General features: G+C 67.1%; 22 protein-coding genes and 2 tRNA genes. 10 read left to right on the forward strand and 14 right to left on the reverse strand.

The annotated features are described in order from the left end of the window. Positions 1 to 6: 6 nt before the first annotated feature. Together VD659_RS06135 and VD659_RS06140 are read left to right on the forward strand one after the other, a co-directional pair. Positions 7 to 1,794, forward strand: a complete 1,788-nt coding sequence (locus tag VD659_RS06135; protein WP_423260248.1) for a family 43 glycosylhydrolase — start codon at positions 7 to 9, stop codon at positions 1,792 to 1,794. Then, positions 1,791 to 3,008 carry a family 1 glycosylhydrolase gene (locus VD659_RS06140; protein WP_423260249.1) on the forward strand — a complete coding sequence of 406 codons (1,218 nt, stop codon included), beginning with the start codon at positions 1,791 to 1,793 and terminating at the stop codon, positions 3,006 to 3,008. Before VD659_RS06135 ends, VD659_RS06140 begins: the two co-directional genes overlap by 4 nt. A 65-nt stretch (positions 3,009 to 3,073) precedes the next feature. On the opposite strand, the gene VD659_RS06145 is transcribed toward VD659_RS06140, so the two are convergent. The 6 genes from VD659_RS06145 to VD659_RS06170 are packed head-to-tail and all read right to left on the reverse strand — an operon-like array spanning position 3,074 to position 9,839. After that, positions 3,074 to 3,841: an SDR family NAD(P)-dependent oxidoreductase gene (locus VD659_RS06145; RefSeq protein ID WP_423260250.1), complete on the reverse strand. Its 768-nt coding sequence runs from the start codon at positions 3,839 to 3,841 to the stop codon at positions 3,074 to 3,076. 13 nt (positions 3,842 to 3,854) lie between these two features. Beyond that, positions 3,855 to 4,643: a coniferyl-alcohol dehydrogenase gene (locus VD659_RS06150; RefSeq protein ID WP_423260251.1), complete on the reverse strand. Its 789-nt coding sequence runs from the start codon at positions 4,641 to 4,643 to the stop codon at positions 3,855 to 3,857. Between the two features lie 32 nt (positions 4,644 to 4,675). Continuing rightward, entirely contained in the window at positions 4,676 to 5,518 is an 843-nt protein-coding gene (locus tag VD659_RS06155; RefSeq protein WP_423260252.1) for an ATP-binding cassette domain-containing protein, read from the reverse strand. Next, positions 5,515 to 7,323, reverse strand: a complete 1,809-nt coding sequence (locus VD659_RS06160) for a dipeptide/oligopeptide/nickel ABC transporter permease/ATP-binding protein (RefSeq protein WP_423260253.1) — start codon at positions 7,321 to 7,323, stop codon at positions 5,515 to 5,517. The genes VD659_RS06155 and VD659_RS06160 overlap by 4 nt, the downstream gene beginning before the upstream one ends. Further along, a complete protein-coding gene (locus VD659_RS06165) occupies positions 7,320 to 8,291 on the reverse strand; it encodes an ABC transporter permease (RefSeq protein ID WP_423260254.1) in 972 nt (323 codons plus the stop codon). The genes VD659_RS06160 and VD659_RS06165 overlap by 4 nt, the downstream gene beginning before the upstream one ends. A gap of 30 nt (positions 8,292 to 8,321) precedes the next feature. After that, positions 8,322 to 9,839 (reverse strand): ABC transporter substrate-binding protein, encoded by a 1,518-nt coding sequence (locus tag VD659_RS06170; protein ID WP_423260256.1) that lies wholly within the window; start codon positions 9,837 to 9,839, stop codon positions 8,322 to 8,324. Positions 9,840 to 10,081: 242 nt separating this feature from the next. Between VD659_RS06170 and VD659_RS06175 the strand changes: the two genes are divergently transcribed. The 3 genes from VD659_RS06175 (at position 10,082) to VD659_RS06185 (ending at position 14,181) form a co-directional block, all read left to right on the forward strand. Further along, positions 10,082 to 11,443: an MFS transporter gene (locus tag VD659_RS06175; RefSeq protein WP_423260257.1), complete on the forward strand. Its 1,362-nt coding sequence runs from the start codon at positions 10,082 to 10,084 to the stop codon at positions 11,441 to 11,443. A 69-nt stretch (positions 11,444 to 11,512) separates the two neighbouring features. Next, complete coding sequence (locus tag VD659_RS06180) at positions 11,513 to 13,798, forward strand: glycoside hydrolase family 3 N-terminal domain-containing protein (protein WP_423260258.1); 2,286 nt, start codon at positions 11,513 to 11,515, stop codon at positions 13,796 to 13,798. Positions 13,799 to 13,839: 41 nt separating this feature from the next. Continuing rightward, positions 13,840 to 14,181 carry a hypothetical protein gene (locus VD659_RS06185; RefSeq protein WP_423260688.1) on the forward strand — a complete coding sequence of 114 codons (342 nt, stop codon included), beginning with the start codon at positions 13,840 to 13,842 and terminating at the stop codon, positions 14,179 to 14,181. A gap of 406 nt (positions 14,182 to 14,587) precedes the next feature. Here the strand turns inward: VD659_RS06185 and VD659_RS06190 are convergent. Then, positions 14,588 to 14,678: transfer RNA gene (locus VD659_RS06190), tRNA-Ser, on the reverse strand. Between the two features lie 69 nt (positions 14,679 to 14,747). Beyond that, a complete protein-coding gene (locus VD659_RS06195) occupies positions 14,748 to 16,019 on the reverse strand; it encodes an LCP family protein (RefSeq protein WP_423260259.1) in 1,272 nt (423 codons plus the stop codon). Positions 16,020 to 16,186: 167 nt separating this feature from the next. Here VD659_RS06195 and VD659_RS06200 point away from each other — a divergent pair, with 167 nt between their 5' ends. Both VD659_RS06200 and VD659_RS06205 read left to right on the forward strand, forming a co-directional pair. After that, positions 16,187 to 16,582 (forward strand): ArsR/SmtB family transcription factor, encoded by a 396-nt coding sequence (locus VD659_RS06200; RefSeq protein ID WP_423260260.1) that lies wholly within the window; start codon positions 16,187 to 16,189, stop codon positions 16,580 to 16,582. Beyond that, on the forward strand, positions 16,579 to 17,052 hold the full coding sequence (locus VD659_RS06205; protein ID WP_423260261.1) for an SRPBCC family protein: 474 nt from the start codon (positions 16,579 to 16,581) through the stop codon (positions 17,050 to 17,052). Before VD659_RS06200 ends, VD659_RS06205 begins: the two co-directional genes overlap by 4 nt. Before the next feature lie 87 nt (positions 17,053 to 17,139). Here VD659_RS06205 and VD659_RS06210 read toward each other — a convergent pair whose 3' ends face one another. The 4 genes from VD659_RS06210 to serS all read right to left on the reverse strand — a co-directional run bounded on the left by VD659_RS06210 (position 17,140) and on the right by serS (position 21,068). Next, positions 17,140 to 18,753 (reverse strand): sensor histidine kinase, encoded by a 1,614-nt coding sequence (locus tag VD659_RS06210; RefSeq protein ID WP_423260262.1) that lies wholly within the window; start codon positions 18,751 to 18,753, stop codon positions 17,140 to 17,142. A gap of 87 nt (positions 18,754 to 18,840) precedes the next feature. After that, a tRNA-Ser gene (locus tag VD659_RS06215) sits at positions 18,841 to 18,925 on the reverse strand. A gap of 41 nt (positions 18,926 to 18,966) precedes the next feature. Further along, a complete protein-coding gene (locus VD659_RS06220; RefSeq protein ID WP_423260263.1) occupies positions 18,967 to 19,794 on the reverse strand; it encodes an HAD family hydrolase in 828 nt (275 codons plus the stop codon). Continuing rightward, positions 19,791 to 21,068, reverse strand: coding sequence for a serine--tRNA ligase (gene serS / locus VD659_RS06225; protein WP_137836524.1), 1,278 nt, complete (start codon positions 21,066 to 21,068; stop codon positions 19,791 to 19,793). Before serS ends, VD659_RS06220 begins: the two co-directional genes overlap by 4 nt. 33 nt (positions 21,069 to 21,101) lie before the next feature. Between serS and VD659_RS06230 the strand changes: the two genes are divergently transcribed. After that, positions 21,102 to 22,151 carry a diacylglycerol/lipid kinase family protein gene (locus tag VD659_RS06230; RefSeq protein ID WP_423260264.1) on the forward strand — a complete coding sequence of 350 codons (1,050 nt, stop codon included), beginning with the start codon at positions 21,102 to 21,104 and terminating at the stop codon, positions 22,149 to 22,151. 112 nt (positions 22,152 to 22,263) lie between these two features. Here VD659_RS06230 and VD659_RS06235 read toward each other — a convergent pair whose 3' ends face one another. Next, positions 22,264 to 22,998, reverse strand: a complete 735-nt coding sequence (locus tag VD659_RS06235) for a LysR substrate-binding domain-containing protein (protein ID WP_423260265.1) — start codon at positions 22,996 to 22,998, stop codon at positions 22,264 to 22,266. Between the two features lie 22 nt (positions 22,999 to 23,020). Here VD659_RS06235 and VD659_RS06240 point away from each other — a divergent pair, with 22 nt between their 5' ends. Both VD659_RS06240 and VD659_RS06245 read left to right on the forward strand, forming a co-directional pair. Next, a complete protein-coding gene (locus VD659_RS06240) occupies positions 23,021 to 23,434 on the forward strand; it encodes a DUF5997 family protein (RefSeq protein WP_423260266.1) in 414 nt (137 codons plus the stop codon). An 86-nt stretch (positions 23,435 to 23,520) separates the two neighbouring features. Then, positions 23,521 to 24,951 carry a maltokinase N-terminal cap-like domain-containing protein gene (locus VD659_RS06245; RefSeq protein ID WP_423260267.1) on the forward strand — a complete coding sequence of 477 codons (1,431 nt, stop codon included), beginning with the start codon at positions 23,521 to 23,523 and terminating at the stop codon, positions 24,949 to 24,951. A gap of 158 nt (positions 24,952 to 25,109) precedes the next feature. On the opposite strand, the gene pheA is transcribed toward VD659_RS06245, so the two are convergent. After that, positions 25,110 to 26,042 (reverse strand): prephenate dehydratase, encoded by a 933-nt coding sequence (pheA, locus tag VD659_RS06250; protein ID WP_423260269.1) that lies wholly within the window; start codon positions 26,040 to 26,042, stop codon positions 25,110 to 25,112. Between the last annotated feature and the right edge of the window lie 5 nt (positions 26,043 to 26,047).

Genomic DNA, 26,047 nt, shown 5'->3' on the forward strand with positions numbered 1-26,047 from the left:
GCGATCATGATCACCCACCCTTCTGAGCCCGCTGTGGCGTGCAACCCCCTGGACATCACGTACCGGTTCCAGGACCTCCGCCCACTCGGCGCGGAACGGACCGTGCATCGGGAAGCCGCCGACCCCTCGGTCGTGCGGTACCGGGACCGGTACTTCCTCTTCGCGTCGATGTCGGGCGGCTTCTGGCACTCCGATGACCTCCGCGCCTGGACCTACCAGCGGAGCACCCGCCTGCCACCGATGGACTACGCCCCCGACGTCCGCGAGATCGACGGCGCCCTCTACGTCTCCGCCTCGCGCACAACCGATAGTCCGTACTTCCGCAGCGAGAACCCCCTCGAGGATGATTTCACCGAGGTGAACCCGGGGTTTCCCTTCTGGGACCCGCATCTCTTCCAGGATGACGACGGCGCGACATATTTCTACTGGGGGTGCTCCAACAAAGAGCCGCTGCAGGGTGTGCAGGTGAACTCACATGCCCTGGAACTCATCGGCACTCCCGTCGCCCTGATCTCGGGGGCGCCGGACGACCACGGGTGGGAGAAAATCGGCGAGAATTACGTCAAGGCCGAGCCGAAGACCGAACGAGAGAAGTTCCTCGCCGACTACCTGGGAGACGCCCCCTTCATCGAAGGGGCCTGGATGACGAAACACGAAGGGTCCTACTACTTCCAGTACGCAGCCCCCGGCACCGAGTGGAACACCTATGCCGATGGCTACTACACCGGCCCGTCGCCGCTCGGACCCTTCGACTACTCCCCCCACAGCCCCTTCTCCTCCAAACCGGGCGGATTCATCACAGCCGCTGGGCACGGCAGCACCTTCAGCGACGCCTACGGCAACTGGTGGCATGCCTCCACGATGCGCATCTCGGTGAATCACTCCTTCGAGCGACGGATCGGAATCTTCCCGGCAGGATTCGACGACGACGGAGTGCTGTTCTGCAATCAGAACTTCGCGGACTATCCGCACATCATCCCCGAAGGCCCGGTCGATCCGTGGACCGAAACGTTCCGGGGCTGGATGCTGCAGTCGTACCGGGCGACCGCGACCGCCTCGTCGTCCGTTCCCGGCCACGAACCCCACCTGACGGTCGATGAGGACATCCGCACGTGGTGGGTGGCGGGCAGCTCAGACCCGGGCGAATGGGTCGTCCTGGATCTGCACGGCGAACGCACCGTCCATGCCATCCAGATCAACCTCGCCGACCACGACCTCGCGAGATGGGCACCCGAGCTGACCGACGGCCAGCAATTCCCGGGCGAGTACCGCGGCCTGTACCACGGAACGCGTCCGACGGAGTTCCGGATCGAAACATCCCTCGACGGAGAACGCTGGGACACGGCCCTCAGTACGATGGACACCGCTCAAGAGACGCCGCACGCGTTCGCTGCCCTCTCGGTTCCGAAGCAAGCCCAATTCGTCCGGTTCACAGCCGGAACCATGCCGTTCGGTGCCCCCGCGGCCGTCAGCGGCATCCGCGTCTTCGGCCACGGAGGCGGCGACGCGCCCGAGCAGGTCCGAGTCCAGGCGGAACGGATCTCGCCACTTACGGCGGAGCTCTCGTGGGATGCCGCGGCTACGGCTCAGGGATACAACGTGCGGTACGGAATCGCGCCCGACAAGCTCTACCACTCCTGGCTCGTCTACGATCAGACCCGCCTCTCCCTACCCAATCTCAACGCCGGGGTCGACTATTGGGTTGCCGTCGACCCTTTCAATGAGAGCGGCATCACGGAGGGATCGACCGTCCCGATCGTCGTGGCCGAGACGCAGGAGAGGAGCGCGTCATGACCGGTTTCCCCGGAGGCTTCCTGTGGGGTGCATCGACCTCACCGCATCAAGTGGAAGGCAACAACGTCAACAGCGACTGGTGGGGTCGCGAAGGGCTCATCCCCGGTATGCAACTCAGTGGAGATGCCAACGACAGTTACCACCGCTTCCGCGAGGACATGACCCTCCTCGCGGACGCCGGCCTGAACTCGTACCGCTTCGGCATCGAATGGGCTCGGGTCCAACCGCGACCGGACGCCTTCTCCAATGCTCTCCTCGCCCACTACCGCCGCATGATCGACACCGCCTTGGAGCTGGGGATCACCCCCGTCATCACCCTGCACCACTTCAGCTCGCCTCGGTGGTTCGCGGAGTTGGGTGGTTGGAACACCCCTGATTCTGTGAATCACTTCACTCGGTACGTCGAGGCCGTCTCACCGATCCTGTCGGACGTCGGGTACGTCGTCACGATAAACGAACCGAACATGCTCGCGATGATGCTGAACCTGGAGAAGGCAGCACAGCGCGGGGACCTCGAAGGGTGGCAGAGTCCCACGATCGAGCATCAAGGGGAGAGTGATTGGACCCAGCCCCCCCTTCCGGTTCCCGTCCCCGAAGACGGCGCCAACCTCATCGAGGCCCACCATGCGGCGCGCACCGTACTCCACTCGCGCACCGATGCCCGAGTGGGATGGAGCATCGCCAACCAGGTCTTCACCGTTGTCCCCGGTGGCGAGCAGCGGCACAAGGAGATCGAGTGGGCCTTCGAGAACCTCTACCTCGAGCAGTCGCGTGAAGACGACTTCGTGGGTGTCCAGGCGTACACATCGCAGGAGATCGACGAGAACGGCCTCGTGCCGCATCCTCCGCACCCGGAGAACACCATGATCGGTACCGCCTACCGGCCCGACGCCCTGGCACTCGCTGTTCGTCACGCCGCGCGGCTGACCGGACGGCCCATCCTCGTCACCGAGAACGGTATCGCTACACCGGACGACGCACGCCGGATCGCCTATACGACTGAGGCCCTCCGGCATCTCGTCGGTGCCATCGCTGACGGCATCGATGTGCTCGGCTACTTGCACTGGAGCTTGCTCGACAACTACGAGTGGGGTCATTGGGAACCGACCTTCGGCCTCATCGCGGTCGATCGCGACACGTTCGAGCGGCGACCGAAGCCTAGCCTGGCCTGGCTGGGTGGCGTGTCCCGCAGCAATGGCGCCGTGCTGAGCTGACGCGCACTCCTCCGCCGGCGAGGTGGTCTTCCGCCGGCGGAGGTCTTCCGCCGGCGGAAGACTGGTCAGGCGCGCATGACGACGCCACCGTCGACGTTGATGACCTGACCGGTGATCCATCCGCCCAGATCCGAGAGCAGGAAGGCCACCATTGCTCCGAGGTTTGCCGGCTCCCCGTGCCGATGTGATGGCGTGATGGCGAGTGTCTGGTCCTGCAGTTCCTGAGACAGGTTCTGTCGTGTCATCTCAGTGAGCACGAGACCAGGAGAGACGCTGTTCGAGCGCACTCCTTGCTTGCCGTAGGTTCGAGCGATGTGACGGGTCAGTGCGGTGACTCCGGCCTTCGTGGCCTGGTACGCGACGCTCGTCTGCATCCCGCCGTAGACGGCGTCGGAGATCGTGTTGACGATGGAGCCTCCACCGCCCTCGATGAGATGCGGAATCGCGTACCGGGCGGTGAGGAGGTATCCCGTGAGGTTGATGTCGAGGTTGCGCTGCCACGCGGCGAGGTCGATGTCGACGACGGTCGTGTCACGAGCGACTTCCTCTGCGCCGATGTTCGCCGCGACGTTGAAGAGTCCGTCGATGCGTCCGTAGGTGTTCAGGGCGAGTTGGATGAGTGCTTCGACATCCGCCTCGTCCGAGATGTCGGTCATCGTGGGCTCCGCCGATCCGCCCGACGCGATGCACGCCGATGCAGCTCTTTCCGCGGATGCCAGCGAGATGTCTCCGACGACCACTTTGGCGCCACCGGCGCCCAGATACTGGGCCGCCGCAGTGGCGATTCCGCCGGCTCCGGCAAAGACGACGACCTTGTCTGTCAGACCTTCCACAATGGCTTCCTATTCAGTTCGATGGTGTGAATGCGTGCAGTGCTTGATACCCGCCGTCGACGGCGAGATCGGCCCCGTTGATATACGACGCGCCGGGGCTGTTGAGGAACAGGAGGGGCAGGACCTGTTCCGCGACGTGACTGGAGCGACCGATGGGCTGCTCGTTCTGGGCGACCAGTTCAGCGGGGAATGCTGCAGCCGCGGTCTCGAGCAGCGGAGTGAGGACCGAGCCGGGGCTGGTGCAGTTGATTCGGATACCACGCTCGATGAGTGTGCTGGAGAACTTGGCGGTCCATGCGGACACGGCCTCTTTGCTGAAAAGGTAGCCATGACCCGCGTTGTCGGCGTGAGCCTGATACCACGCGAGACCATCGGCGTAGGAGGCCTCCAGCAGGAACTCCTCGTGGAGCGGCACTCTGCTGCGCCACCCTGCTCCGATCGTCGAGGAGATCGACGCGATGGCCCCTCCGGTCGGTATCCGATCGAGCAGCTGCTCGGTGAGCAGACGCGGCCCCAGGAAGTTGACTTTGAGTAGTTCGTCGGATGACACCACAGGCGGTGCGCCGGCGCAGTTGAAGATCGCGTCCACCGTCTGCCCGATCCGCTCGACGGCAGTGAGCACGCTCTGAGGCTCGGTCATGTCGACCTTGTGGAAGGCGGCGAGATCGGTGTCCGGCCGGCGCCGGCTCAGGCCGATGACGTCAGCGCCGAGAGCGATGAGACTCTCCGAGGCGGCCAGACCGATGCCCGACGAGCATCCCGTGACGACCACAGTCTTACCGGCGTATTCCTCGAATGCCACAGTTCTCCTCAAATAGTCGGTGCCCGGTGTTGTCATCGGGCGAAGGTGTGTCCGGCTTCGCGTGCCTGTTTCCTCAGGAGACGCCGTTCCCGCTGACCGTCCGGATCGGCGATCGGCGCCGCGAGGAGCAGGCTCTGCGTGTAGGCGTGCTGCGGATCTGTCGTCACGCTCGCTGCTGTGCCGGTCTCGACGAGTTCGCCGTGGAACATAACCGCGATGCGATGGCTGATGTGCCGGACGACGTGCAGATCATGGGTGATGAACAGGTAGGCCACCCCGGTCTCGCGTTGGATCTCGATGAGCAGGTTCACGACGCGTGCCTGGGTCGTCAGGTCCAGCGCTGAGACGGGTTCATCGCAGACGATCAGCTTCGGCTTCAAAGCCAGCGCGCGGGCGATCGCGACACGCTGTCGCTGTCCTCCGCTGAATTCGCGCGGATAGCGTTGTGCGGCGTCGGAGGGAAGACCGACCTGGTCCAGAAGCCTTCCAACAGTGCGGCGAGCGTCAGCTGAGGTGGTGTCCTGCGCGAGCAGAGGCTCGGCCAGGATGTCTGCGATCTGCATCGCGGGATTCAATGACGAGTAGGGATCCTGGAAGATGACCTGGATGTCCTTGGCAAGCGGGCGGCGGCGGCGCCCGGTGACGTGGGTGATGTCCTGACCCTCGAAGTGGATTCTGCCCCCGGTGGGCGTGGCAAGCCCCAGGACGGCACGCCCCAGGGTCGTCTTGCCCGACCCCGATTCGCCGACGAGTCCGAGAGTCTCACCCCGGCCGATGGTGAGCGAGACCCCTCGGAGGACTTCCGGTCGTGCAGCACGGAGTCCGCGACCCGGGTATCGCAGTCGCAGGTCATCCACGGTGAGCAGATCGGTCATGCGGATGCTCCCGATGTCGAGATGTATGTGCTGGGCAGGTCGGCTCGGATCGATTCCTCGTCGAGGATCGCACCGATCAACTGCTGCGTGTATTCGTGGGCCGGATTGTGGAAGATGTCACGGACCGTGCCGGTCTCGACGACGGTTCCCGACTTCATGACGACGACCCGATCGCAGAGATCCGCGACGACTCCGAAGTTGTGGGTGACCATCAGCACCCCCATGCCGAGCTCCGCTTGGAGGTCGCGCAGCAAATCCAAGATCTCCGCCTGTACCGTGACGTCCAGTGCCGTGGTGGGTTCGTCGGCGATCAGGAGCTTGGGGCGGCTGGCGACGGCTCCGGCGATGAGCACGCGCTGAGCCATTCCGCCGGAGATTTGGTGCGGGTAGGACCGGAAGACGCGGGGTGGATCCTGAATCCCGACCCGCTCCAGCAGACCGAGGATCGTCTCCTTGGCTTCACGTCGAGACATCCCGGAGGTCAGCCCTTCCATCAGCTGGTTTCCGATCGTGTATGAGGGGTCGAGGTTCGACATCGGCTCCTGGGGAATGTAGGCCACGACACCGCGGCGGAGCTTCCGCATCTGCGTCCCGGACAGACCCAGCAGTGAATCGCCGGCGAGGGTGAGCGAATCGGCGTCGACGGATGCCTCTGCCGGGAGCAGGCCGAGGATGGAGAACGCGGTCTGGGTCTTCCCCGACCCCGACTCCCCTACCAGACCGACAACCTCGCCCGAGTCGACATCGAGGCTCACGCCGTCGACGACCTGCTTGATTGTTCCGTCGGTCTGCGGATACGCGACCGTGAGACTCCGGATGGAGAGAAGGTGTGCGGCGCCCGATTCGCCGGACACGACCGGCGTGTCCGGCGTCTCCTTGAGGACTTTCACCGAGGTAGCCTGCCGACCGCGGGACTTGGCAGCTCGGGGCTGCGGCCCGGCCAGGGCATCGCGGTAGGCGTTGCCGAGCAGGATCACCGAACCCACGAGCAGCGCCAGGACGAGCGAGGGCCACACGAGCTGCTCGGGGTGAAGGTAGATATTCGCGAAGGCATCGCTCGTCATGCTGCCAAAGCTCGGCACCAGAGGAGAGCCGAGACCGAGGAATGCCAGGCCCGCCTGGATGCCGATGGCGGAGCTGGTGAGGAAGGCGACGGAGATGATGATCGGGCCGCGTACGACATACAGGATGTGGCGGGACAGGATTCGCCGATTCGACAGTCCCGAGACGCGGGCAGCGTCGACGTAGAGTTCCGATCGCACACCGACGACCATGTTCCGGACGAGGCGGTACGTACCAGGCGCGAGAAAGATGCCGAAGATCACCATCATGACCTGGTAGGAGCCACCGGTGATCGGGTACAGCACGATGACCAGCACGAGGGCGGGGAACGTCATCAACAGGTTGAACGACCAGGACGTGACGGCGTCGGTGGTCTTGCCTACGTATCCGGCGATGAGACCGAATACGGTGCCGATCACGATCGCCACCCCGGCACCGATGGCGCCCGAGATTAGGGAGACATTGATCGAGGCGAGCAGTCGCGCGAGGATGTCGCGGCCGTACTGGTCTCCGCCGAGAGGGTATCCGGGTGTGCCCACGGGAGCGTTGATCGCGTCCAGTGACGCGAAATTCGGATCGTGAACGGCCAGGATCGAGGTGAGCTGACCGAGGATCACGACGGCGAGCAGCACGATCAGCGCTCCCAGACCCAACGGGTTCTTCAGGACAGCCCTGAATGCACCTGCTCGCTTCTTCGGGGCCGCCGTGGGCACGGCCGCGTTCTCGAGATCGGTGGCGGTCATGCGTTTCGCGCTTTCGGGTTGAGCCAACCGCTGACGAGGTCGACCAGGAGGTTGACGATGACGACCAGCACGACGCTGAAGAGGGTGAGTCCCAGCATGACCGGCAGGTCGCCTTGAATGGTGGCGTTGAAGCCGTAGGTGCCGAAACCTGGCAGGGCGAAGATCTTCTCCACGAAGAGTGCCGCACCGAACAAGCTGATGAACAACAGCGAGTACGTGGTGAATGCGGGGCCGGATGCGTTTCTCAGCGCGTGCCGCAGGAGGATCGCCGACTCGGAGACGCCGCGACTGCGCAGCGTTCGGATGTAGTCCTTGTTGAGCTCATCGATCATCGAACCTCGGATCTGCGCAGAGAGCGAGGCGACACCTCCGATGGAGAGCACCACCGCCGGGAGAATGATCGACGCGAACCACTGGGACGGCGAGTCGGCGAACGGGGTGTACCCCACGGCCGGTACCCAACGGAGGGTGATCGCGAACACGAACACCATCACGATGCCCAGGATGATGGCGGGGAACACGTACGAGATGGTCGAGATGCCCTGGATGATGACGTCGAGCACCCCTCGGCGAGCCGCAGCGGCGACACCGAGGATGACGCTGATCACGAGTGTGATGAGCATCGCGACGACCACGACGGACAGGGTCGGTGGAAGCCGGCTCGCCATCGCGTCTGCGACGGGTTGGCTGGAGAAATAAGACCGGCCCAGGTCTCCGTTGAACAATCCCCCCAGCCAGGTCACGTACTGCTCGAGTACGGGTCGATCCAGACCCAGCTGGGCATTGATCGTCGCGACCTGGTCGGCTGTCGCCTGCGGGCCGGCCAAGTTGATGGCGACAGGAACGCTGGCGGCATGCGTGAGAAAGAACGTGATGGCGGTCACCACGAAGATGAGGATCAGGCCGGACCCTACCCGTTTCAGGATGAAAGAAATCATGTGATGCCTCCGTGAGCGGGTGCGGGGCACGACTGGCCCCGCACCCGCTGTGACTCGGTGCTAGTTGGCCGGCTGCCAGGCCAGGATGGATTCGCCGTAGACGACGGGCGAGGTGTAGTCGATCGCGTTCGATGCAACCCAGATACCCGTGGCTGCCGTCACCGGCGCGAACCAGGCATTGTCCACGTAGTACTTGTTGACCGCCCCGTAGGCCGCCCCCTGGTCGTCGAGCGACGCTGAATTCGCCGTGGCGAGAAGCGCCTCGAGCTCCGGGGTGGTGGTGCCCTGCGGGTTGAAAGAGCCCGCGAGAATCTGCGTCATGTCCTTCGCGTCGCTTCCGCCGTATCCGTTGTACAGCCAGAACATCCCGTAGGCGCCGGCGTAGAGCTTCGCGTAGAGATCCTGGAACGGGACGGTCTCGTAGTTGACGGTGATTCCGATATCGGACAGCTGCTGTGCGATCGTCGCGTCGAATGTCTGCGACAGCACCGTGCTGGGCATGGTGAGGCTGAACCCGTCCGCATAGCCGGCGTCGGCCATCAGCTGCTTGGCCTTGTCGACGTTGTAGGCGTACTCCTCGGTCAGGGATTCGTCGTATGCCTCCCCGATCGGGCTGGCCATCTGCGAGGTGGGTGTACCCACACCGGGGGTTAGCTTCGAGACGATCGTGTCGCGGTCGATGGCGAGGTTGATCGCCTGGCGTACTCGGATGTCAGCGAGGGCGGGAACTACAAGGCCTTTTCGGTCGACGATGAACAGACCGCCCACGGCCGAAGGGTTGCTCGTTCCCGAGTGGAAGTCGCTCTCCGGGAACTGGCTGAGGAGGTCAGGAGAGGACAGCGTGCCGAAATCCAGCTGGCCCGTCTTGAGGGCGTTCTGGACGGCCGTCGGGTCGGCGATCACCGCCACCTTGACGGACTCGAACTTGTAGGCGGCCGCGTTCCAGTGGTCCGGGTTCTTCTTCAGGAGGTAGACCGACCCGACGGTGCTACCGGCCTGATCGAGCACGTACGGTCCGGATCCGATCGGATCGAGCTTCGAGGCTTCCGTCCCCAGAGTCTTCGGTGCTGCGATGACACCGTTGGTGCCGGCGAGCTGGTAGATCAGCGCCCCATCCGGACGGGAAAGAGTGATTACCACGGTGGATTCGTCAGAAGCCGCGACCGATTCGATGGCGGAGAGTTGGGCCGCGCTGGCTGCACCGGTGCGGGCCACCTCTATCGACTGCACCACTGCGTCCGCGTTGAGCGCCTCACCGTCGCTGAAGGTCTGGCCGTCCCGGATGTGGAAGGTGAGAACCGTGTTCCCTGCCGTGTACTCCCACGATTCGGCGATCCCGGGTTCGAGGGCACCGTCGACACCTTGCGTCACGAGCCTGTCGAACACGGCCAGGAAGATGGAGGGATCACCTCCGGTGAAATTGCCCACCGATAGATCGGCGGTCGGTGCCTGGACTGACAGATTCAACGTGGTCTTGGCGGCACCAGCTGGAACTGCGCCGGATGCACCGCATCCACTGAGCACCAGTAGTGCTGCCGCTGCGATCGCGATGGTCGCGGCGCCGTGTCGGAACTTCATGTGAGGACTCCTTTGTCTTGTGATGGCGGTCTCCGCCGTCACGCTCTGATACGCGAGTGAAGAATTCTTGGTGACTTTGACGCGCGTCAACGAGCATTGTCGCGCGTCAACAGAGCGTTTTGCAAGTGGCGATTCCTGAATCGCGGCAACTGGCAGCGAATGTGCACCCAAAATTGACGCGCGTCAACACATGTGATTGGCTGACCGCGCATCACATCTATCAGGGTCGAGGAGGATTCGAAATGTCCGAGAGCGAACAGCGATCCACTGCCGGAATGGAGGAAGCTCGCTCTTCCGGTTCCGAAGCGGTGATCGCAAGCGCATCCTTTGCCCCGTCGGCGGCGGCGATCGACGACAAGACCGATCGACCCAATGTCGGCCCCCGATACGTGACGTTCCTCCTTCTCGCGGTCGCTGGTGTCAACATCGCCCTCGTTGCGCCGATCGGCCTGTCTCTCGCGCTGCGGGTGCAAGCCCTCGCCCCCGACAACGTCGAGTTCCTCGGGTTCATCATCGCGATCGCGTCCACCGTCGGTCTCTTCGCGAATGCGCTCGTGGGGATGTGGAGCGACCGCACGCGTACCCGGTGGGGAAGTAGACGGCCGTTCGCGTTCGCCGGCGCAGTTGCCGGACTCGTGGGGGTCCTGGTGATGGCGACGGCCGGCGATCTGATCGTTCTCACCGTGGGATGGATCGTGACATCCATCGGCTTCGGAGTGACGATGAACGCTCTTCTCATGTCTCAGGCGGATCGTCTCGCTCCGGATCAGCGCGGGCGTATCGCGGGGCTGAGCGGAGTTCTCGCGATGGTCTCCGCCGTCATCGGCGTGTCCATCGCCAGCACGCTCGTTGCGAGCAGTTTCTTGGTCTTCCTCATCCCCGGAGCCCTGGGATTCCTGGCCGCGCTCCTCTGGGTCGTCTTTGTGAAGGAAGCTAGTTCGGTTGACGCGCCGGAGCGTCCCCGGCTCGGGATCCGGGGTGTGCTGCGGGGCCTCGTCTTCGACCCGCGGATGTATCCCAATTTCGCGTGGAACTGGCTGGGGCGCCTGTGCTTCTACATCGCCATCCAGTTCGCCACCACGTTCACGACCCTGTTCTTCGCGTCTCGACTCACGACCTCGGGCCAGATCGCCGACCTCGGCCCTTTCATCGCCATCCTGTCGCTGATAGGCGCCGTGGCGACATCCTTCGGGGCGTTCGGATCGGGCTATTTCTCCGACAAGCTGAAGCGCCGCCGGGTATTCGTCCTGGGCGCAGCCATCATCTTCACCACTGGTGCGCTCACGATGGCGCTCGGTGGATCGAACACCGCGCTTCTGATCGCCGGAACGGTGGTAATGAACATGGGCCTCGGCATCTTCGTCGCCGTCGACCAGGCCATCGTCCTCGATATCATTCCGGACGGGGACGCCGGACGATTCCTGGGAATCAACGGATACTCCTCTTCTCTCGCACAGGGAGTGGCGCCGGCCCTGGCTGTTCCGCTCCTACTGATCGGGGTCAGCGGGCCCGAGAAGAACTACGCACTACTCCTGGTCATCGCAGCAGTGTGCTCGCTCGCTGCTGGAATCATCGTCACGACGAAGGTGCGTGGCACGTCATAACACGCGTCTCTCGACGCTCAATCCGCCGCCCTCGCGCATGCGACACGGCAGCTCGTTCGGAAGGACATCATGTACAGCCCGCGTTACCTCGATGCATCGGCGCCCATCCCGGATCGGGTCCAGGATCTGCTGGGGCGACTCACCCTGGAAGAGAAGGCCGGACAGCTCTCGCAGTTCTTCTACTTCGGTGGCCTCGGAGCGCTGCCCGATGACTTCGACATCGAGTCCCTCCCTGCGGAGCATCAGTTCTATGCGAGACAACCCAAGCAGGTCGAGGCTGCGATCGCGAACGGCCTCGCGGGCTCGGTCCTCTTCGTCAAGGATGCAGAGCTGGCCAATCGGCTACAGCGATTGGCGCTCGAGGACAGCCACCACGGCATACCTCTGCTCTTCGGGTTCGATGTCATCCACGGGCTGCGCACCGTTTTTCCCGTACCGATCGCACAAGCCGCTTCCTGGGACCCGTCTGTCGCGGAATCGGCGCAGGCAGCCGCGGCGCGAGAAGCCCGTGCCTCCGGTATCCACTGGACGTTCGCGCCGATGATCGACATCGCTCGCGATCCGCGGTGGGGACGCATCGTGGAGAGTCCTGGCGAGGATCCTTATCTCGCGGCCGCGTTCGCGGCCGCCCAGGTGCGCGGCTTCCAGGGAGATTTCGGACCGGAGCGGATCCTCGCGGGCGCCAAGCACCTCGCCGGGTACGGAGCAGCGCGCGGAGGCCGCGATTACGACGAAGTGGACCTTTCTGATTCCGAGCTGCGCAACGTCTACCTCCCTCCGTTCATGGCTGCGATCGACGCTGGATCAGCGACAGTGATGAGCGCCTACATGGAGCTCAACGGAACGCCCGCGAGCGGTAACAGGTGGCTTCTCACAGACATCCTCCGCGACGAATTGCACTTCGAAGGCTTCGTCGTCTCGGACGCGAACGCCGTCAAGTCTCTCGAAGCGCAGCACTTCGCCGCCTCCTCGACGGATGCCGCGGCGAGAGCGGTCAGCGCCGGTCTGGATATGGAGATGGCGATGATTGACCCAGCTTTCGGCGCTCTGCCTCAGGCCGTAGCTGAGGGGCTCGTCGACGAAGTCACAATCGACCGTGCGGTCGCGCGGGTCCTCACCGCGAAGTTCACGCTCGGGCTTTTCGAGAACCCTTACGCGGATGAGGCGTCCTCCCAACGCGTGTTGAACGATCCCCGCCATCGAGAGTTGGCGCGCGGGGTCGCCGAGAAGTCCGTCGTGCTTCTTAAGAACGACGCAATCCTCCCTCTCGCCACAGCGTCCTTGTCATCGCTCGCGGTGATCGGTCAACTCGCCGACAGCAAGCGGGACCTGCTCGGATCCTGGGTCTTCGCCCACGACACGGATGAGACCGTCACCATCCTCGACGGAATCCGGAACCGGGCAGGCAACGACGTCTCCGTCAACTTCGCCGCAGGCGCGGCGATACCGCCACGAGTCTTCCCCAACCCCTTCGATGCGCAAGACCTCAGCGTCGTCGAAACCCCGCCCGGCTACGACGACGACGCCGAGATCGCCATCGCCGTCGAAACGGCAGCGCGAGCCGACATCGCTGTCGTCGTCGTCGGTGAGCGGCAGAATCAGTCCGGGGAGAGTTCGTCCAAATCAACACTCGAGCTGCCCGGGCGTCAGCTCGAACAGCTCACGAGGATCGTCGCCACGGGTACTCCGGTCGTCCTCCTCGTCGAATCCGGCCGCCCGCTCGATCTCCGCTGGGCAGATGAGCACGTCGCGGCGATCATGCAGGTCTGGTATCCCGGCACCCGCGGAGGAGAAGCGATCGCCGGCCACCTCTTCGGCGACACCTCGCCGGCCGGGCGTCTCCCGTTCAGCTGGCCGCGTCACGTGGGTCACGTCCCTCTCGTGTACTCTCACCTGCGCACCTTCGCGCCCCAGGACCAGGACAAGCGGTATTGGGACGAGGAGTCGACACCGCTCTACCCGTTTGGTCATGGGCTGAGCTACGCGGCATTCGACTACACCGATCTTCGCGTGCTCGAGGATCGTCTCGGCGTTGGAGAGTCGACCCAGGTGTCGGTCACGATTACCAACACCACCCCTACACCGGCCGACGAAGTCGTCCAGCTCTACATCCACCAGCGGCACGGCCTCTCGAGTCGCCCGGTACGCGAACTCAAAGGCTTCGAGCGCATTGCAATGGACGCTCACGAGACGCGTACCGTCGTCTTCGAGCTCGGCCCCCAGCAGCTGCGTTACTGGAGTGCCGTCACCCGCAGTTGGGTCCAAGAGTCCTCGACCATTGACATCTGGGTGGGCGGCTCGTCCTTGGCGCACCTGACGACGACGCTCACAGTGGTCCCCGCGCCCCCGATGTGATCAGCTGGGCGGTCGCGAACCACGAGACACCCGAGACCGTGATGAAAGCACTCGCGGACGCGATCCGGGTCAGGCGGCCACCGGTGGGCTGCATCATTCACTCCGATCGGGGCTACCAATTCACCTCAGCCGGATGGCTGACATTCGCCCGGATCAACGGTCATCGCCCATCGATCGGCGAGCGCAAGAAGCCTCAAGACAACGCGCCAGACCAGGGCAACTCCAAACTGCGCAGTTGGCCGGGGTCCTTGGAACGCCCAAAGATGAGTGCCGCGCCGCTGGTGAGTGCGCGGCGGCGGGTCTCGTCATTAGAAATTCCCGCGGGATTCTGCACGACGAGTATCAGGCCCATGCCGGCGCTGCGGGCAGTTTCGAATCCGTAGGTCGAGCATGAGGAGGACGCCCCAGTCGCGCCCGAGAATCGTCTACTGGCGAGAGTGCGACCACTGTGAGGAATGCCTTGGGCTCGGAGTATGACCATCCATCGTTGCTGATCCACCGTTCGAGGGGGCGCAGCGCGACCATGAGCGACTGCAAGGCGCGAGCGCCGGCCGTCTCGCCGGACCGGGCGACGGACTGGGTGACCATGTAAGAGACCAGCTGAACTGGTGTTCCCGGCCGCAGGCGGCGATTACATGAGGCGCGACCGGTTCGACGAAGTTGCCATACGCCTTGACCACGTGCTTTCAGAAACGAATGTGGTCAGAATGTGGTCAGACTAGAGCCAGAAACGAGATCAGACCCCCTCCGGCCCCTTTATTAATATGGATCTCCGAGGGTCTGAGGGTGCGGAGACGGTGGGATTTGAACCCACGGAACCCAATAAAGGGTTCTCCACCTTAGCAGGGTGGTGCACTAGGCCGAACTATGCGACGTCTCCTTGGCTTGCGCCTCAGCCATCATAACCGACGGAGCGAATCCGTCACGCCACTGCCCAGGATGCCCCGGTTCAGCCGTCGTTGCCTTTCGAGCAGGAGTACTCGGCCGCGCTCTGGCCCGTGATCGAGGGCGGCAGGGCGGTCGCCGCACCGGCAGGGGCGGACGTGGAGGCCGGCGTGCCGGCATCCGGAGCGGACGTCGAAGCTTCCGGAGCAGAAGCATCCGGAGCAGCGGCAGTCGCATCTGCGGCAGCCGACGACGCCGGCGCGCTCGGGTCGGCCACCGCTCCGAGCCCGAGGTTCGCACCCCCGGCGGTCGCCACGGGCTGGTCGGCCGCGATCGCCGTGAACAGCACCGCCGCATCGTCGGCGAGCGGCTGCACCTTGCCGGCGTAGACCCCCGAGCCGCCGGTGGTGCCGGGATACGCCACGAAGGTCACCTTCTCGAGCGGGATGTCCTTCAGCGCCAGCGCGATCGACACGAGCGTGTCGGCCGAGGCGAGGCTCTTCGAGAGCTGCATGTTGCCCGACGCGGCGCGCGCGATGCCGTAGAGCTTCGAGAAGTCCGACAGTGTGGAGTCGGACTTGATGGTGCGCACGAGCGACGACAGGAACACCTGCTGCGACGAGATGCGCCCGAGGTCGCTGCCGTCGCCCACGCCATGGCGCGTGCGCAGGAACTGCAGCGCATCCATGCCCGCGAGCGTGTGCGTTCCGGCGGCGAGGTGCACGCCGGTGTAGTCGTCGTCGATCGGCTCCGCCACGCAGACGGGCACGCCGCCCACCGCGTTCGACATCTCGATCACGCCGTTGAACTGGATCTCGGCGGCGAACGGGATGCTCAGCCCCGTCAGGGCCTCGATGGTGAGCACGGTGCAGGGCAGGCCGCCGTAGGAGAGCGTGACGTTGAGGGGCTGCGCCTCCATCGCGTCGAAACTCCCCCCGGTGGGGTCAGGACACGAGGGGATGGGCACCACCATGTCGCGCGGAAAGCTCACGACGGTGGCGTTCGAGTGGTCCTGCGCGATGTGCAGCAGCATCGTGACGTCGTTGAGGTTGCCCTCGGTCTCACCGTAGGCATCCCCCTGGCCCTGCCGGCTGTCGCTGCCGACGAGCAGGAGGTTCACGCCGCCGTCGATGGCCGAGAGCTGCGGGGGCGGCCCGCCGGTGTCGCCGGCGAGCGAGACGGTCTGCACCTCGCTCGAGACGCTCCAGGTGGCGTAGCCGGCGAAGGCCGCACCGCTGACCGCGACCACGAGCGCCGCGACACCCACGAACTTCGCCACGAGCGCGAAGGGATGCGGGGTCTTCAAACGGCCGTGACGGGCGATCGGATGAGTCATGACGGGGCGGGATCCCGGGGTTGTCGGAAAGGGGTCGGGGCGTGGAAGCGCGGGTAAGCGGACCTTCCATGATTGCGGATGAAACTGAGAGTCCCATAGGCAGGGTTGACTTGTCGACCCCTCGTGCCTATATTCAATGTATTAGTTGATAAAGAGATTGGTTGATCATGAGCGACGCGAACGCGCTGACCGGCGACACCGACGAGCAGCTCGACCGCGCGTTCCTCGCCCTCGCCGACCCGGTGCGGCGCGGCATCATCGCGCGCCTGAGCCGCGGCCCGGCCACCGTGAACGAGCTCGCCGAGCCGGTGAGCATCACGGTGCAAGCGGTCTCGAAGCACATCCAGGTGCTCGAGGCCGCCGGGCTGGTCACGCGCAGCCGCGACGCCCAGCGCCGGCCGGTGCATCTCGCCCCGGCCGCGCTCGAGCGGCTCACGGCCTGGATCGACCGCTATCGCCTGGCGCACGAGCAGCAGTTCCGCCGCCTCGACGCCCTCCTCGCCCAGCCGGACAGCACCACCGGACAACCCGCAACACCGATTGAACAGGAAAAGAAGAAATGAGCAATCCCGTCACCATCACCGCCCCCGAGGGCACGCCCTTCATCGACATCGTGCGGGAGTTCGACGCCCCCGTCGACGCCGTCTTCGCCGCCTACGCCGACCCCGAGCTGGTGAAGCAGTGGCTCGGCCCGAACGGCTACGAGATGACCGTCGACGAGTACTCCCTCACCACGGGCGGCCGCTACCGCTACGTGCACAGCTCTCCGGCCGGCGACAGCTTCGCCTTCAACGGCGTCTTCCACGTCGTGCGACCGAACGAGCTCATCGTGCAGACCTTCGAGTTCGAAGGGATTCCGGATGTCGCCAGCCTCGAGTCGCTGCGCTTCCACGACCTCGGCGACGGCCGCACGCGCCTCACCGGGCACAGCGTGTTCCCGAGCATCGAGGCGCGCGACGGCATGATCGCCAACGGCATGGAGCGCGGCGTGGTCGAGGGCTACGAGCGGCTGGATGCGCTGCTCGCGGCCTGAGGGAGGTGAGCGGATGCGCGTGGCCGGGSCCCSCMYCCSCYCMCCACGACCGGGGGGTCGGGCCGGAGAACTGCCGGGCGACCCCGCTCAGGCCGATCGCACGCGCAGCATCGCGCGGGTGCCGATCGCCGCGGGCTCAAGCCTGAGCTCTCCGCCGTTCGAGGCGGCGAGCCGCGTGGCGAGCGTCAGCCCCAGGCCGAGGCCCGGGATGGCCTGCTCCTCGGCGTAGGGCGAGCGATAGAACGGATCGGCGGCCTGGCGCAGCTCGTCGGGGGTCATGCCCACGCCGGTGTCGCGCACCTCCACCTCGACGTCGTCGCCCACGTCGCGCACCAGCACCGTCACGCTGCCGCCGGGAGGGGTGAAGGCCACCGCGTTCGACACGAGCACCTCGACGATCTGGGCCAGATCGCGGGCATCCGCCATCGCCCAGCGCGCCTCGTCGTCGACCACGGCGAGGCCGACGCCCTTCGCGGCCGCCTCGCCGGCGAAGCGCGCGCGGGCACCCTCGACGATCGGCGCCAGCGGCACCGGCTCGAGCACCGCCTCGGCGAAGTCGCTCCGACTCGCCGCGAGCAACTGGTTCACCACGCCCAGAAGCCGCTCCCCCGCCCGCTCGATGGCCGCGCCGGAGCGGGCGACGGCTCCCGTCTCGGCACTGAGCAGCGCAGCGTGCCCGAGGATCGTCGTCAGCGGCGTCTTCAGCTCGTGGCCGACCGTGTCGAGGAAGTGGTCGCGCACCTCGACCGCTTCCACGAGGGCCGTGACGTCGTGCCCCACGACGATGGCGCCGAGCACCTCCCCCTCGGAGTCGCGCACCGGGCGGGCCAGGAACGAGATCGCCCGCTGCCGGCCCGCGGGGCCCACCCAGACCTGGCGGGGGCCGTCGAACTCGTCGGCGAGCGCGAGCTGCACGATTTCGGGCCCGATGTCGATCCGGGTCGTCCGGTCGACGTCGAAGACGTCGGCCGCCTCCGCCATCGGACGCAGCTCCGTGGTGACGCCCCCGTGCTCCGCGAGTTCGCGCGCGAGCGAGTTCACGAGCAGTGGCCGTCCTTCACGGTCGAACATCGCGATGGCGTCCGCGGTGGTGTCGGTGATGGCACGCATCGTGGCGGCGTTCGCCGCGGTCGAGCGCACGGCTTCGCGCATCCGGCCCGAGGCGCTCGTGAGCGCGGTCTGGGTGCGGCTCAGCTGCCGGGCCACCGCGAACGAGAGCGCGCCGAGCAGTGTCACCATGATCGGCAGCGTCAGCACCACGGCCCACTGGGCGAAGCTCTGCGGCGGCTGCCCGGCGGCGATGAACGGATACGCCGTCACGAAGAACACCCCGCACACCCCGGCCACCGCCAGCGGCCACGGGAACGAGAAGGCCAGCCACACCATCGGGAACGCGACGATGATGCCGACCGCCGGGAGCACCCCCACCAGCCCGGCCCGGATGGGCGCGCAGCAGAGCAGGTCGAGGAGCGGGATGACGGCGAGCCAGAGCCCGTCGCCGAGTCGCGGCATCCGCCACACCACGAGTTGAGCGACGGTCAGCCCGACGATCGCGGCGGCCGCCGAGCTCGCGACCGGGGTGAGGGCCGACGGATCGATCGTGCGCCCGAACCCGAGCACGATGGCCACGGCCAGGGCGAAGAGAAGCTGGGCATAGGGCAGGCGCCGCGTGCGCTCGAGGGGCTCGGCCGAGCTCGCCATTCGCCTCCCCCGTTCAGCCGGAGCGCTCGCCGGACTGTTCTGAGACGACAGTAGTCGAACACGCCCCCACCACCGTGGATCGCGGAGCGGAGGGCGCGAGATTCGAACTCGCGAGACATTTCTGCCCACCAGTTTTCAAGACTGGCTCCATCGGCCGCTCGGACAGCCCTCCTGATCGCCGAGGCGATCGGGGTCGAGTTTAGCGCGATGCGCTCAGAGCGTGGCGAGCACCGCGGCGACGCCGTCGTCGTCGATCGAGGCGGTGACCTCGGTCGCGACCGCGATCACGTCTTCGGGCGCCTGCGCCATGGCCACCGCGCGGCCCTCCGTGCCGGCCCAGCGGAACATCTCGATGTCGTTGCGGCCGTCGCCCACGGCCATCACGCGCGAACGCGGGATGCCGAGCCGCGACCGCACGCGCTCGAGCCCGGTGGCCTTGTTCACGCCGTCGGGGGCGATGTCGAGCCACGCCGTCCAGCCGATGGAGTACGACACGCGGTGCAGGCCCATCCGCTCCACCACCTTCAGGAAGTCCTCCATGTCGTGGTCGGGCGAGATCACCACCACGCGGGTGGCCTCGATTCCCAGCAGCTCCTCGAACGCGACCCGGCGGTTGCCCTCGCCCTGCACCCCCGCGGGGAAGTCGCCCGTGTACATGAACTGGCCGTGGTCGTCCTCGACCGCGAACACCGCCTCGGCGAGGTGCGAGCGGATGGTGGTGAGCACCGGCCCCGGATCGAACACCTCCACGTGCTCCTGCCGGTAGCCCAGCGGCGCCGACGGGTCGCGCATCATGGTGACGGCGCCGTTCGCGCACACCACGTACTGCGGCGCGATGTCGAGCTGCGCGAGCACCGGCAGCGTGTGCGCGGCCGAGCGGCCGGTGGCGAGCATCACCACGTTGCCCTCGGCCACCACCCGGCGCACCTCGGCGCCCACGATGTCGCTCAGCGAGCCGTCTTCGTGCAGCACCGTGCCGTCGATGTCGAGGGCGATCAGCCAGCCGTCGGTCCCCGTCGGGGCATCGGATGCGTCGCTCACTTCGCGACGATCAGCTCGAGCCCGCCGAGGTACGGCCGCAGCACCTCCGGCACCACCACCGAGCCGTCGGCCTGCTGGTGCGTCTCGAGCAGCGCCACGATCCACCGCGTGGTGGCGAGCGTGCCGTTGAGCGTGGCGACCGGCGCGGTCTTGCCCGACTCGGTGCGGTAGCGGGTGTCGAGGCGGCGGGCCTGGTAGGTCGTGCAGTTCGAGGTGGAGGTGAGCTCGCGGTAGGTCTCCTGCGACGGCACCCACGCCTCGGTGTCGAACTTGCGGGCGGCACTCGAGCCGAGGTCGCCGGCCGCCACGTCGATCACGCGGTAGGCGAGGCCGAGGTCGGTGAGCATCCGCTCCTGGTAGCCGAGCAGCGCCTCGTGCTCCTTCTCGGCGTTCTCGGGCAGCACGTAGCTGAACATCTCGAGCTTGTTGAACTGGTGCACGCGCAGGATGCCGCGGGTGTCTTTTCCGTGCGAACCGGCCTCGCGCCGGTAGCAGGTCGACCAGCCGGCGTAGCGCAGCCCCGGCTCCTCGGGCTTCTTCGGGTCGAGATCGAGGATCTCGCCCATGTGGAATCCGGCGAGCGCCACCTCGCTCGTTCCGGTGAGGAAGAGGTCGTCGGCGGGCAGGTAGTAGACCTCGTCGGCGTGCTCGCCGAGGAAGCCGGTGCCGTCCATGGTCTCGGGCCGCACGAGCGTGGGCGTGATGAGCGGCACGAAACCCGCCTCGAGCGCGCGGTCGAGCGCGAGGTTCATCAGCGCGAGCTCGAGCCGCGCCCCGATGCCGGTGAGGAAGTAGAAGCGGGCGCCCGAGACCTTCGCCCCGCGGGCGAGGTCGAAGACACCGAGGGTCTCGCCGAGCTCCACGTGGTCGCGCGGCTCGAAGTCGAACACGGGCTTCGTGCCCACCTCGCGCAGCGTCACGAAGTTCTCTTCGCCACCCTCGGGCACGCCGTCGACGACGATGTTCTGGATCTGCCGGGCGGTCTCGGTGAACGCGTTCTCGGCATCCGTCGCCCTCTGGCTGGCGGCCTTGACGGCCGCGGCGAGTTCCTGCGCCTGGGCGACCAGAACCTTCTTCTCCTCCTTGGGAGCGGCGGCCACCTGCTTGCCGAAGGCGTTCTGCTCGGCGCGCAGGTTCTCGAACTCGAGGATGGCCGCTCGGCGCTCGGTGTCGGCGGCCAGGGCCACGTCGACGAGCTCGACCGATGAACCGCGCGCACGCTGCGAGTTCCTGACGACATCGGGGGATTCACGCAGGAGTACTGGATCGATCACAGCATCATCCTACTTTGCGGGTACGGTGAGTCCGTGGGGACGGATGCGGACGCGGCGGCAGGCCCCCGCGCGGCGATCGTGGTGAATCCGGTCAAGGTCGACGCGGCGAAGCTGCTGCCGATCATCGAGGCGGCCGAGAAGGCCAACGGCTGGGGCGAGACGCTCTGGTTCGAGACCACGGTCGACGACCCCGGGCAGGGTGTGACGCGCGAGGCGATCGCGGCCGGCGCCTCCGTGGTGATGGCGGCGGGCGGCGACGGAACCGTGCGCTGCGTCGCCGAGGGACTGCGCGGCTCGAGCGTCGCACTCGGGCTGCTCCCTGTCGGCACCGGCAACCTGCTCGCCCGCAACATCGAGATGAACCTCACCAACGTCGAACTCGCGGTCTCGTCGGTGTTCACCGGGGCCGACCGCATGATCGACCTCGGCATCACCCGCATCACCCGCGGCGACGGCACCGCCAGCGAGCACGTCTTCCTCGTGGTGGCGGGGCTCGGAATCGACGCGAAGATGATCGCGAAGACGAACGTGAAGCTCAAGAAGGCCGTGGGCTGGCTGGCCTACGTCGACGGCATCGGCCGGGCCATCCCCACCCTCAAGCCCGTGAAGCTGCGCTACAGCCTCGACGGCTCGCCCTGGCGCAGCACCACCGCGCACTCGGTGATGGTGGGGAACTGCGGGCTGCTGCCGGGCGGGCTGCTGCTGATTCCGGATGCGCGCCCCGACGACGGGCACCTCGACATCGTCACCCTGCGGCCGGAGGGCCCTTTCGGCTGGCTGAAGGTGTGGAACAAGCTCGCCTTCGAGAACGGGGTGCTGCGGAAGTCGGCCGCCGGGCGCAAGATCATCGACCTCGTGCACGACGTGCGCTCGGTGCGCTACGCGACCGGAAAGGACTTCGAGCTGACGCTCGACCTGGAGCAGGAGATCCAGCTCGACGGCGACGCCTTCGGCACCGCGATCGCCGTGCACACCTGGGTGCACCCCGCCGGCCTCGCGGTGCGCGTGCCGGCCGACGACACCGCCCTCCTCGCCCCGGACCTCCCCGCCCCGGACCACTCCGCCCCGGACCACTCCGCCTGAGACCTCCCCCTCGGCCCTCGCGCTTCTCTCCGCCCGCGTCCCTCCTCGCGACTCGCCAAAAAGCGCCCAATAGCGCGCGGTTTAGGGCGCTTTTTGGCGAGTCGCGAGGAGGTCAGCCGCGGCGGCCGCGGCCCGAGGTGCGGGGGGAACGGCCGGAGGCGGGGCGCGGCTTGCCCTTGCCCGCGCCGCCGCCCTTGCCCTTGGGCTGGGCCTTCGCGGCCGCCGCGCGCGCCTCGGCCGCCTTGGCCTTCGCCTTCGCGGTGGGCTTCTGGCGGCGCAGCTCCTCCACCTCGGCGGCGGTCATGCGCGAGCTGTTGGCCGTGCGGCCGCGCACCACCCCGATGAACTCCTCCACGAGCTCGGTGTGCTTCTCTGCCTCCCACACCAGCGCGACCTCGGTCTCCGGCACCCCGGTCACGGGCCGCGACTCCACGTCTCGCCGGCCGTGCAGGCGGGCCACCGACTTCGGCACGATCAGGAGGCCCACGCCCGCGGCCACGAGCTCGACGGCATCCGCCCCGCCGGTCGGACCGGCCGCGATCTCGAGCATCCGCTCGTCGGCGAGCTCGGCGACGTCGATCGCCTCGTCGTCACCCAGGGCCGCGATCGCGTGGTCCTTCGGCACGACGACCACCGGCACCTCGGAATAGAGCCGGATGGCGCGCAGCTCGCCGTCGACGGGCCCGCGCGCGAACACGACGTCGGCCAGGTCGTCGCGCAGCACGCTCAGCTGGGCGCTCTCCTCGACGGGGACCGCCTCGATCGGCACCTCGGGCCGGCGTTCCGCCCAGATGCGGAACCACTTCGTGGGTGTGACCCCCGGCACGAAGGCGACGCGAAAGGCCATGACCCCAGGATACGCTGGGCCCATGAGCCCCGAGAAGACACCGCAGACCATGAAGCCGGCGACGGCCGCGAAGAAGCTCGGAATCTACCTGCCCGCGGCTCCGGCCGAGTTCCAGGAGGCGCCGGTCACCCGCGCGACCCTCAACACGCTGCTGGAGACCCCGCCGGAGTGGCTCGTGCAGCTGCGTCTCGAGGGACCGCACCCGCGCGACATCGTGGCCCGCAAGCTCGGCGTCTCGATCTCGGGTCTCGCCCGCGCGGGCGTGACGGATGCGCTCACCACCGCCGAGATCGCCGCCCTGCTGCAGTCTCCCCCGGCCTGGCTCGTCACCGAGCGCGCCACCCAGGCCGAGGTTCGCGCCGAGAACAAGCGCATCAAGGACGAGAAGCTGGGCAAAGCGATCCTCGCCGCCGAGAAGAACGAGGACTCGGAGTAGCTCCTCCGGCCCCGAGCGTCATTCGGAGCAGACCTTCAGGGGTCTAGGCCTTTCAGTTCGCCTCCCCCGGGCGTAGTGTCCGACACATGAGCGTCTCCACGGTGAGCATTCCCCCTACCCGGGAAGTACGACCGGCGCTTGCGGACTGGATTCAGCGCCAACGCTGGTTCGCATCCTCGGCCGCGCATCCCGTCCTGTCCCGCGTCGGCATGTGGTCGCTGGTCGACCACCGGCATCAGGTCGGCCTCGAAACGCACCTCATCCTCGACGAATCGGCCGCGCATCCGGTGCTGTACCAGGTGCCCCTGTCGTTCCGCGGGTCGACCCTGCTCGGGGGCGACCGTGCCCTGATCGAGCGCGCCACCATCGACGGCAAACCCGTCTTCGTCTACGACGCACCGCACGACCCGGCCTACACCCGGGCCCTCCTCGCCCTCATGCTCGACGACGAGGTGGAGGTGAGCGAGCACTACGACGACGCCGACGCCATGGGCCATCACGCGCTGACGAGCGCCGACATCCGCGTCTCCGACTCGCACGTGCTGCGCGGCGAGCAGTCGAACACCTCGATCATCTACGACCTCGTGCACCCGAACGGAAAGCCGGCCGGGCCGGTGATCTGCAAGGTGTTCCGCGCGCTCTCCGACGGCGCGAACCCGGATGTGGTGGTGCAGTCCGCCCTCTCCGACGCGGGTTCGCGGCTGGTTCCGCGGGCCGTGGGCAACGTCACGGGCAGCTGGCACGACCCGCGGGTGGGTTCCGGTTCGGCCACGGGGCATCTCGCCTTCGCGCAGGAGTTCATCCCCGAAGTCGAGGACGCGTGGCGCGTGGCCCTGCGCTCAGCCGAGGCGGGGGAGTCGTTCGCCGCACCGGCGCGCGCGCTCGGCGAGGCGACCGCGCAGGTGCACACCGAGCTCGCGCGACTCTTCCCGGTGCGCCGGGCCTCCACCGACGACATCGCCGGCATCCTCGCGAGCATGCGGCAGCGGGCCGAGCAGGCCATGGCCGACGTGCCGGCGCTCACGGCCGAGCGTGAGGCGGTGGAGGCGGTCTTCCGCCTCGCCGGCGCGGCCGAGTGGCCGGCGTTCCAGCGCATCCACGGCGACTACCATCTCGGGCAGGTGCTCGCGGTGCCGGGGCGCGGCTGGGTGCTGCTCGACTTCGAGGGTGAGCCGCTGCGGCCGCTCGTGGAGCGCAACGAACCGGATGTGACGCTCCGCGACGTGGCCGGCATGCTGCGCTCCTTCGACTACGTGGCCGGATCGCTGGCCGGCGGCCCGCACGCCGCGGCGGCGAGCGCCTGGTCGCACGAGGCGCGCGATGCCTTCCTCGACGGCTACATCGCCCGCTCCGGCTGCGAGCTGCGCGCCCAGCGCGCGTTGCTCGACGCCTTCGAGCTCGACAAGGCGCTCTACGAGGTGAGCTACGAGGCCCGCAACCGCCCCGGCTGGGTCTCCATCCCGGCGAACGCCATCCGCTACCTGGCCCACCGCGACCGCTCGAGCGTCTCGGCCTGACCCCCGCCGGCTCCATCCCCGACTCGGCCTCTCCCCAAAAACAAGGAGTTCGAGCACGACACGCCGGCCCCAGCCGTCTCCACTCGGCGTGTCTGCCGGAATCTCCTTGCTTTTCGTCGGGCGGAGGGGAGTGAGGGGAGGGGAGAGACGGGGCGGGGTCAGGCCTCGGGTTCGCCGGCGATGAGGGCTCGGAGCCAGTCGCGGGCCTCGACGAAGACCTCGTTGTCGTAGCGGGGCACGTATTCCACGGGGGCGCCGTCGGCGCGGGGGTAGGAGCCGAGGAAGATGATGTGCGGGCTGAAGCGGCGCACGCCGAGCAGCGCATCCGCCACCCGCTCGTCGGTGATGTGGCCGTCGGCGTCGATCACGAAGCGGTACCGGCCGAGGGCGTCGCCGATGGGCCGCGACTGCAGCAGCGAGAGGTTCACGCCCCGGGTCGAGAACTGCTCGAGAAGCTCGAGCAGGGCGCCGGCGCGGTCGTCGGGCAGCTCGGCGATGATGCTCGTCTTGTCGGCGCCGGTCGCCGGCGGCAGCGCCGTGCTGCGCGACACCAGCACGAAGCGTGTGACGGCGTTCTCGTTCGAGGCGATGTTCTCGGCGAGCACCTCGAGCGCGTGGTGCTGCACGATCTGCGGGGGCGCGACGGCCGCATCCGCGAGGTCGTTCTCGAACAGGGCCAGGGCGGCGGCCACGTTCGAGGTCGACGGGATGTGCCCGTGGGTCGGCAGGTGCGCATCCAGCCACTCGCGCGTCTGGGCGTAGGCCACCGGATGCGCGTTCACCACCCGCACCTCGTCGAGCGTCGTTCCCGGGCGGGCCACGAGCACGAACTGCACCCGCACGAGGTACTCGCCCACGATGCGCAGGCCCGGGATGTTCGCGAGCGCGTCGAGCGTGGCGGTCACCCCGCCCTCGATCGAGTTCTCGATGGCGATCATGGCGGCCACGCTGCGGCCGGACACCACGTCGTCGAAGGCCTCGCCGACGTTGTTGACCGAGCGCCACTCCTTGCCGGCGGCCTCGGGGACCTGCGCCAGGGCGGCCTCGGTGAAAGTGCCGCTCGGGCCCAGGTAGCTGTACGTCTCCGCCATGCCCC

Source organism: Herbiconiux sp. 11R-BC, assembly GCF_049472555.1.
In the GTDB taxonomy this organism is placed as follows: domain Bacteria; phylum Actinomycetota; class Actinomycetes; order Actinomycetales; family Microbacteriaceae; genus Herbiconiux.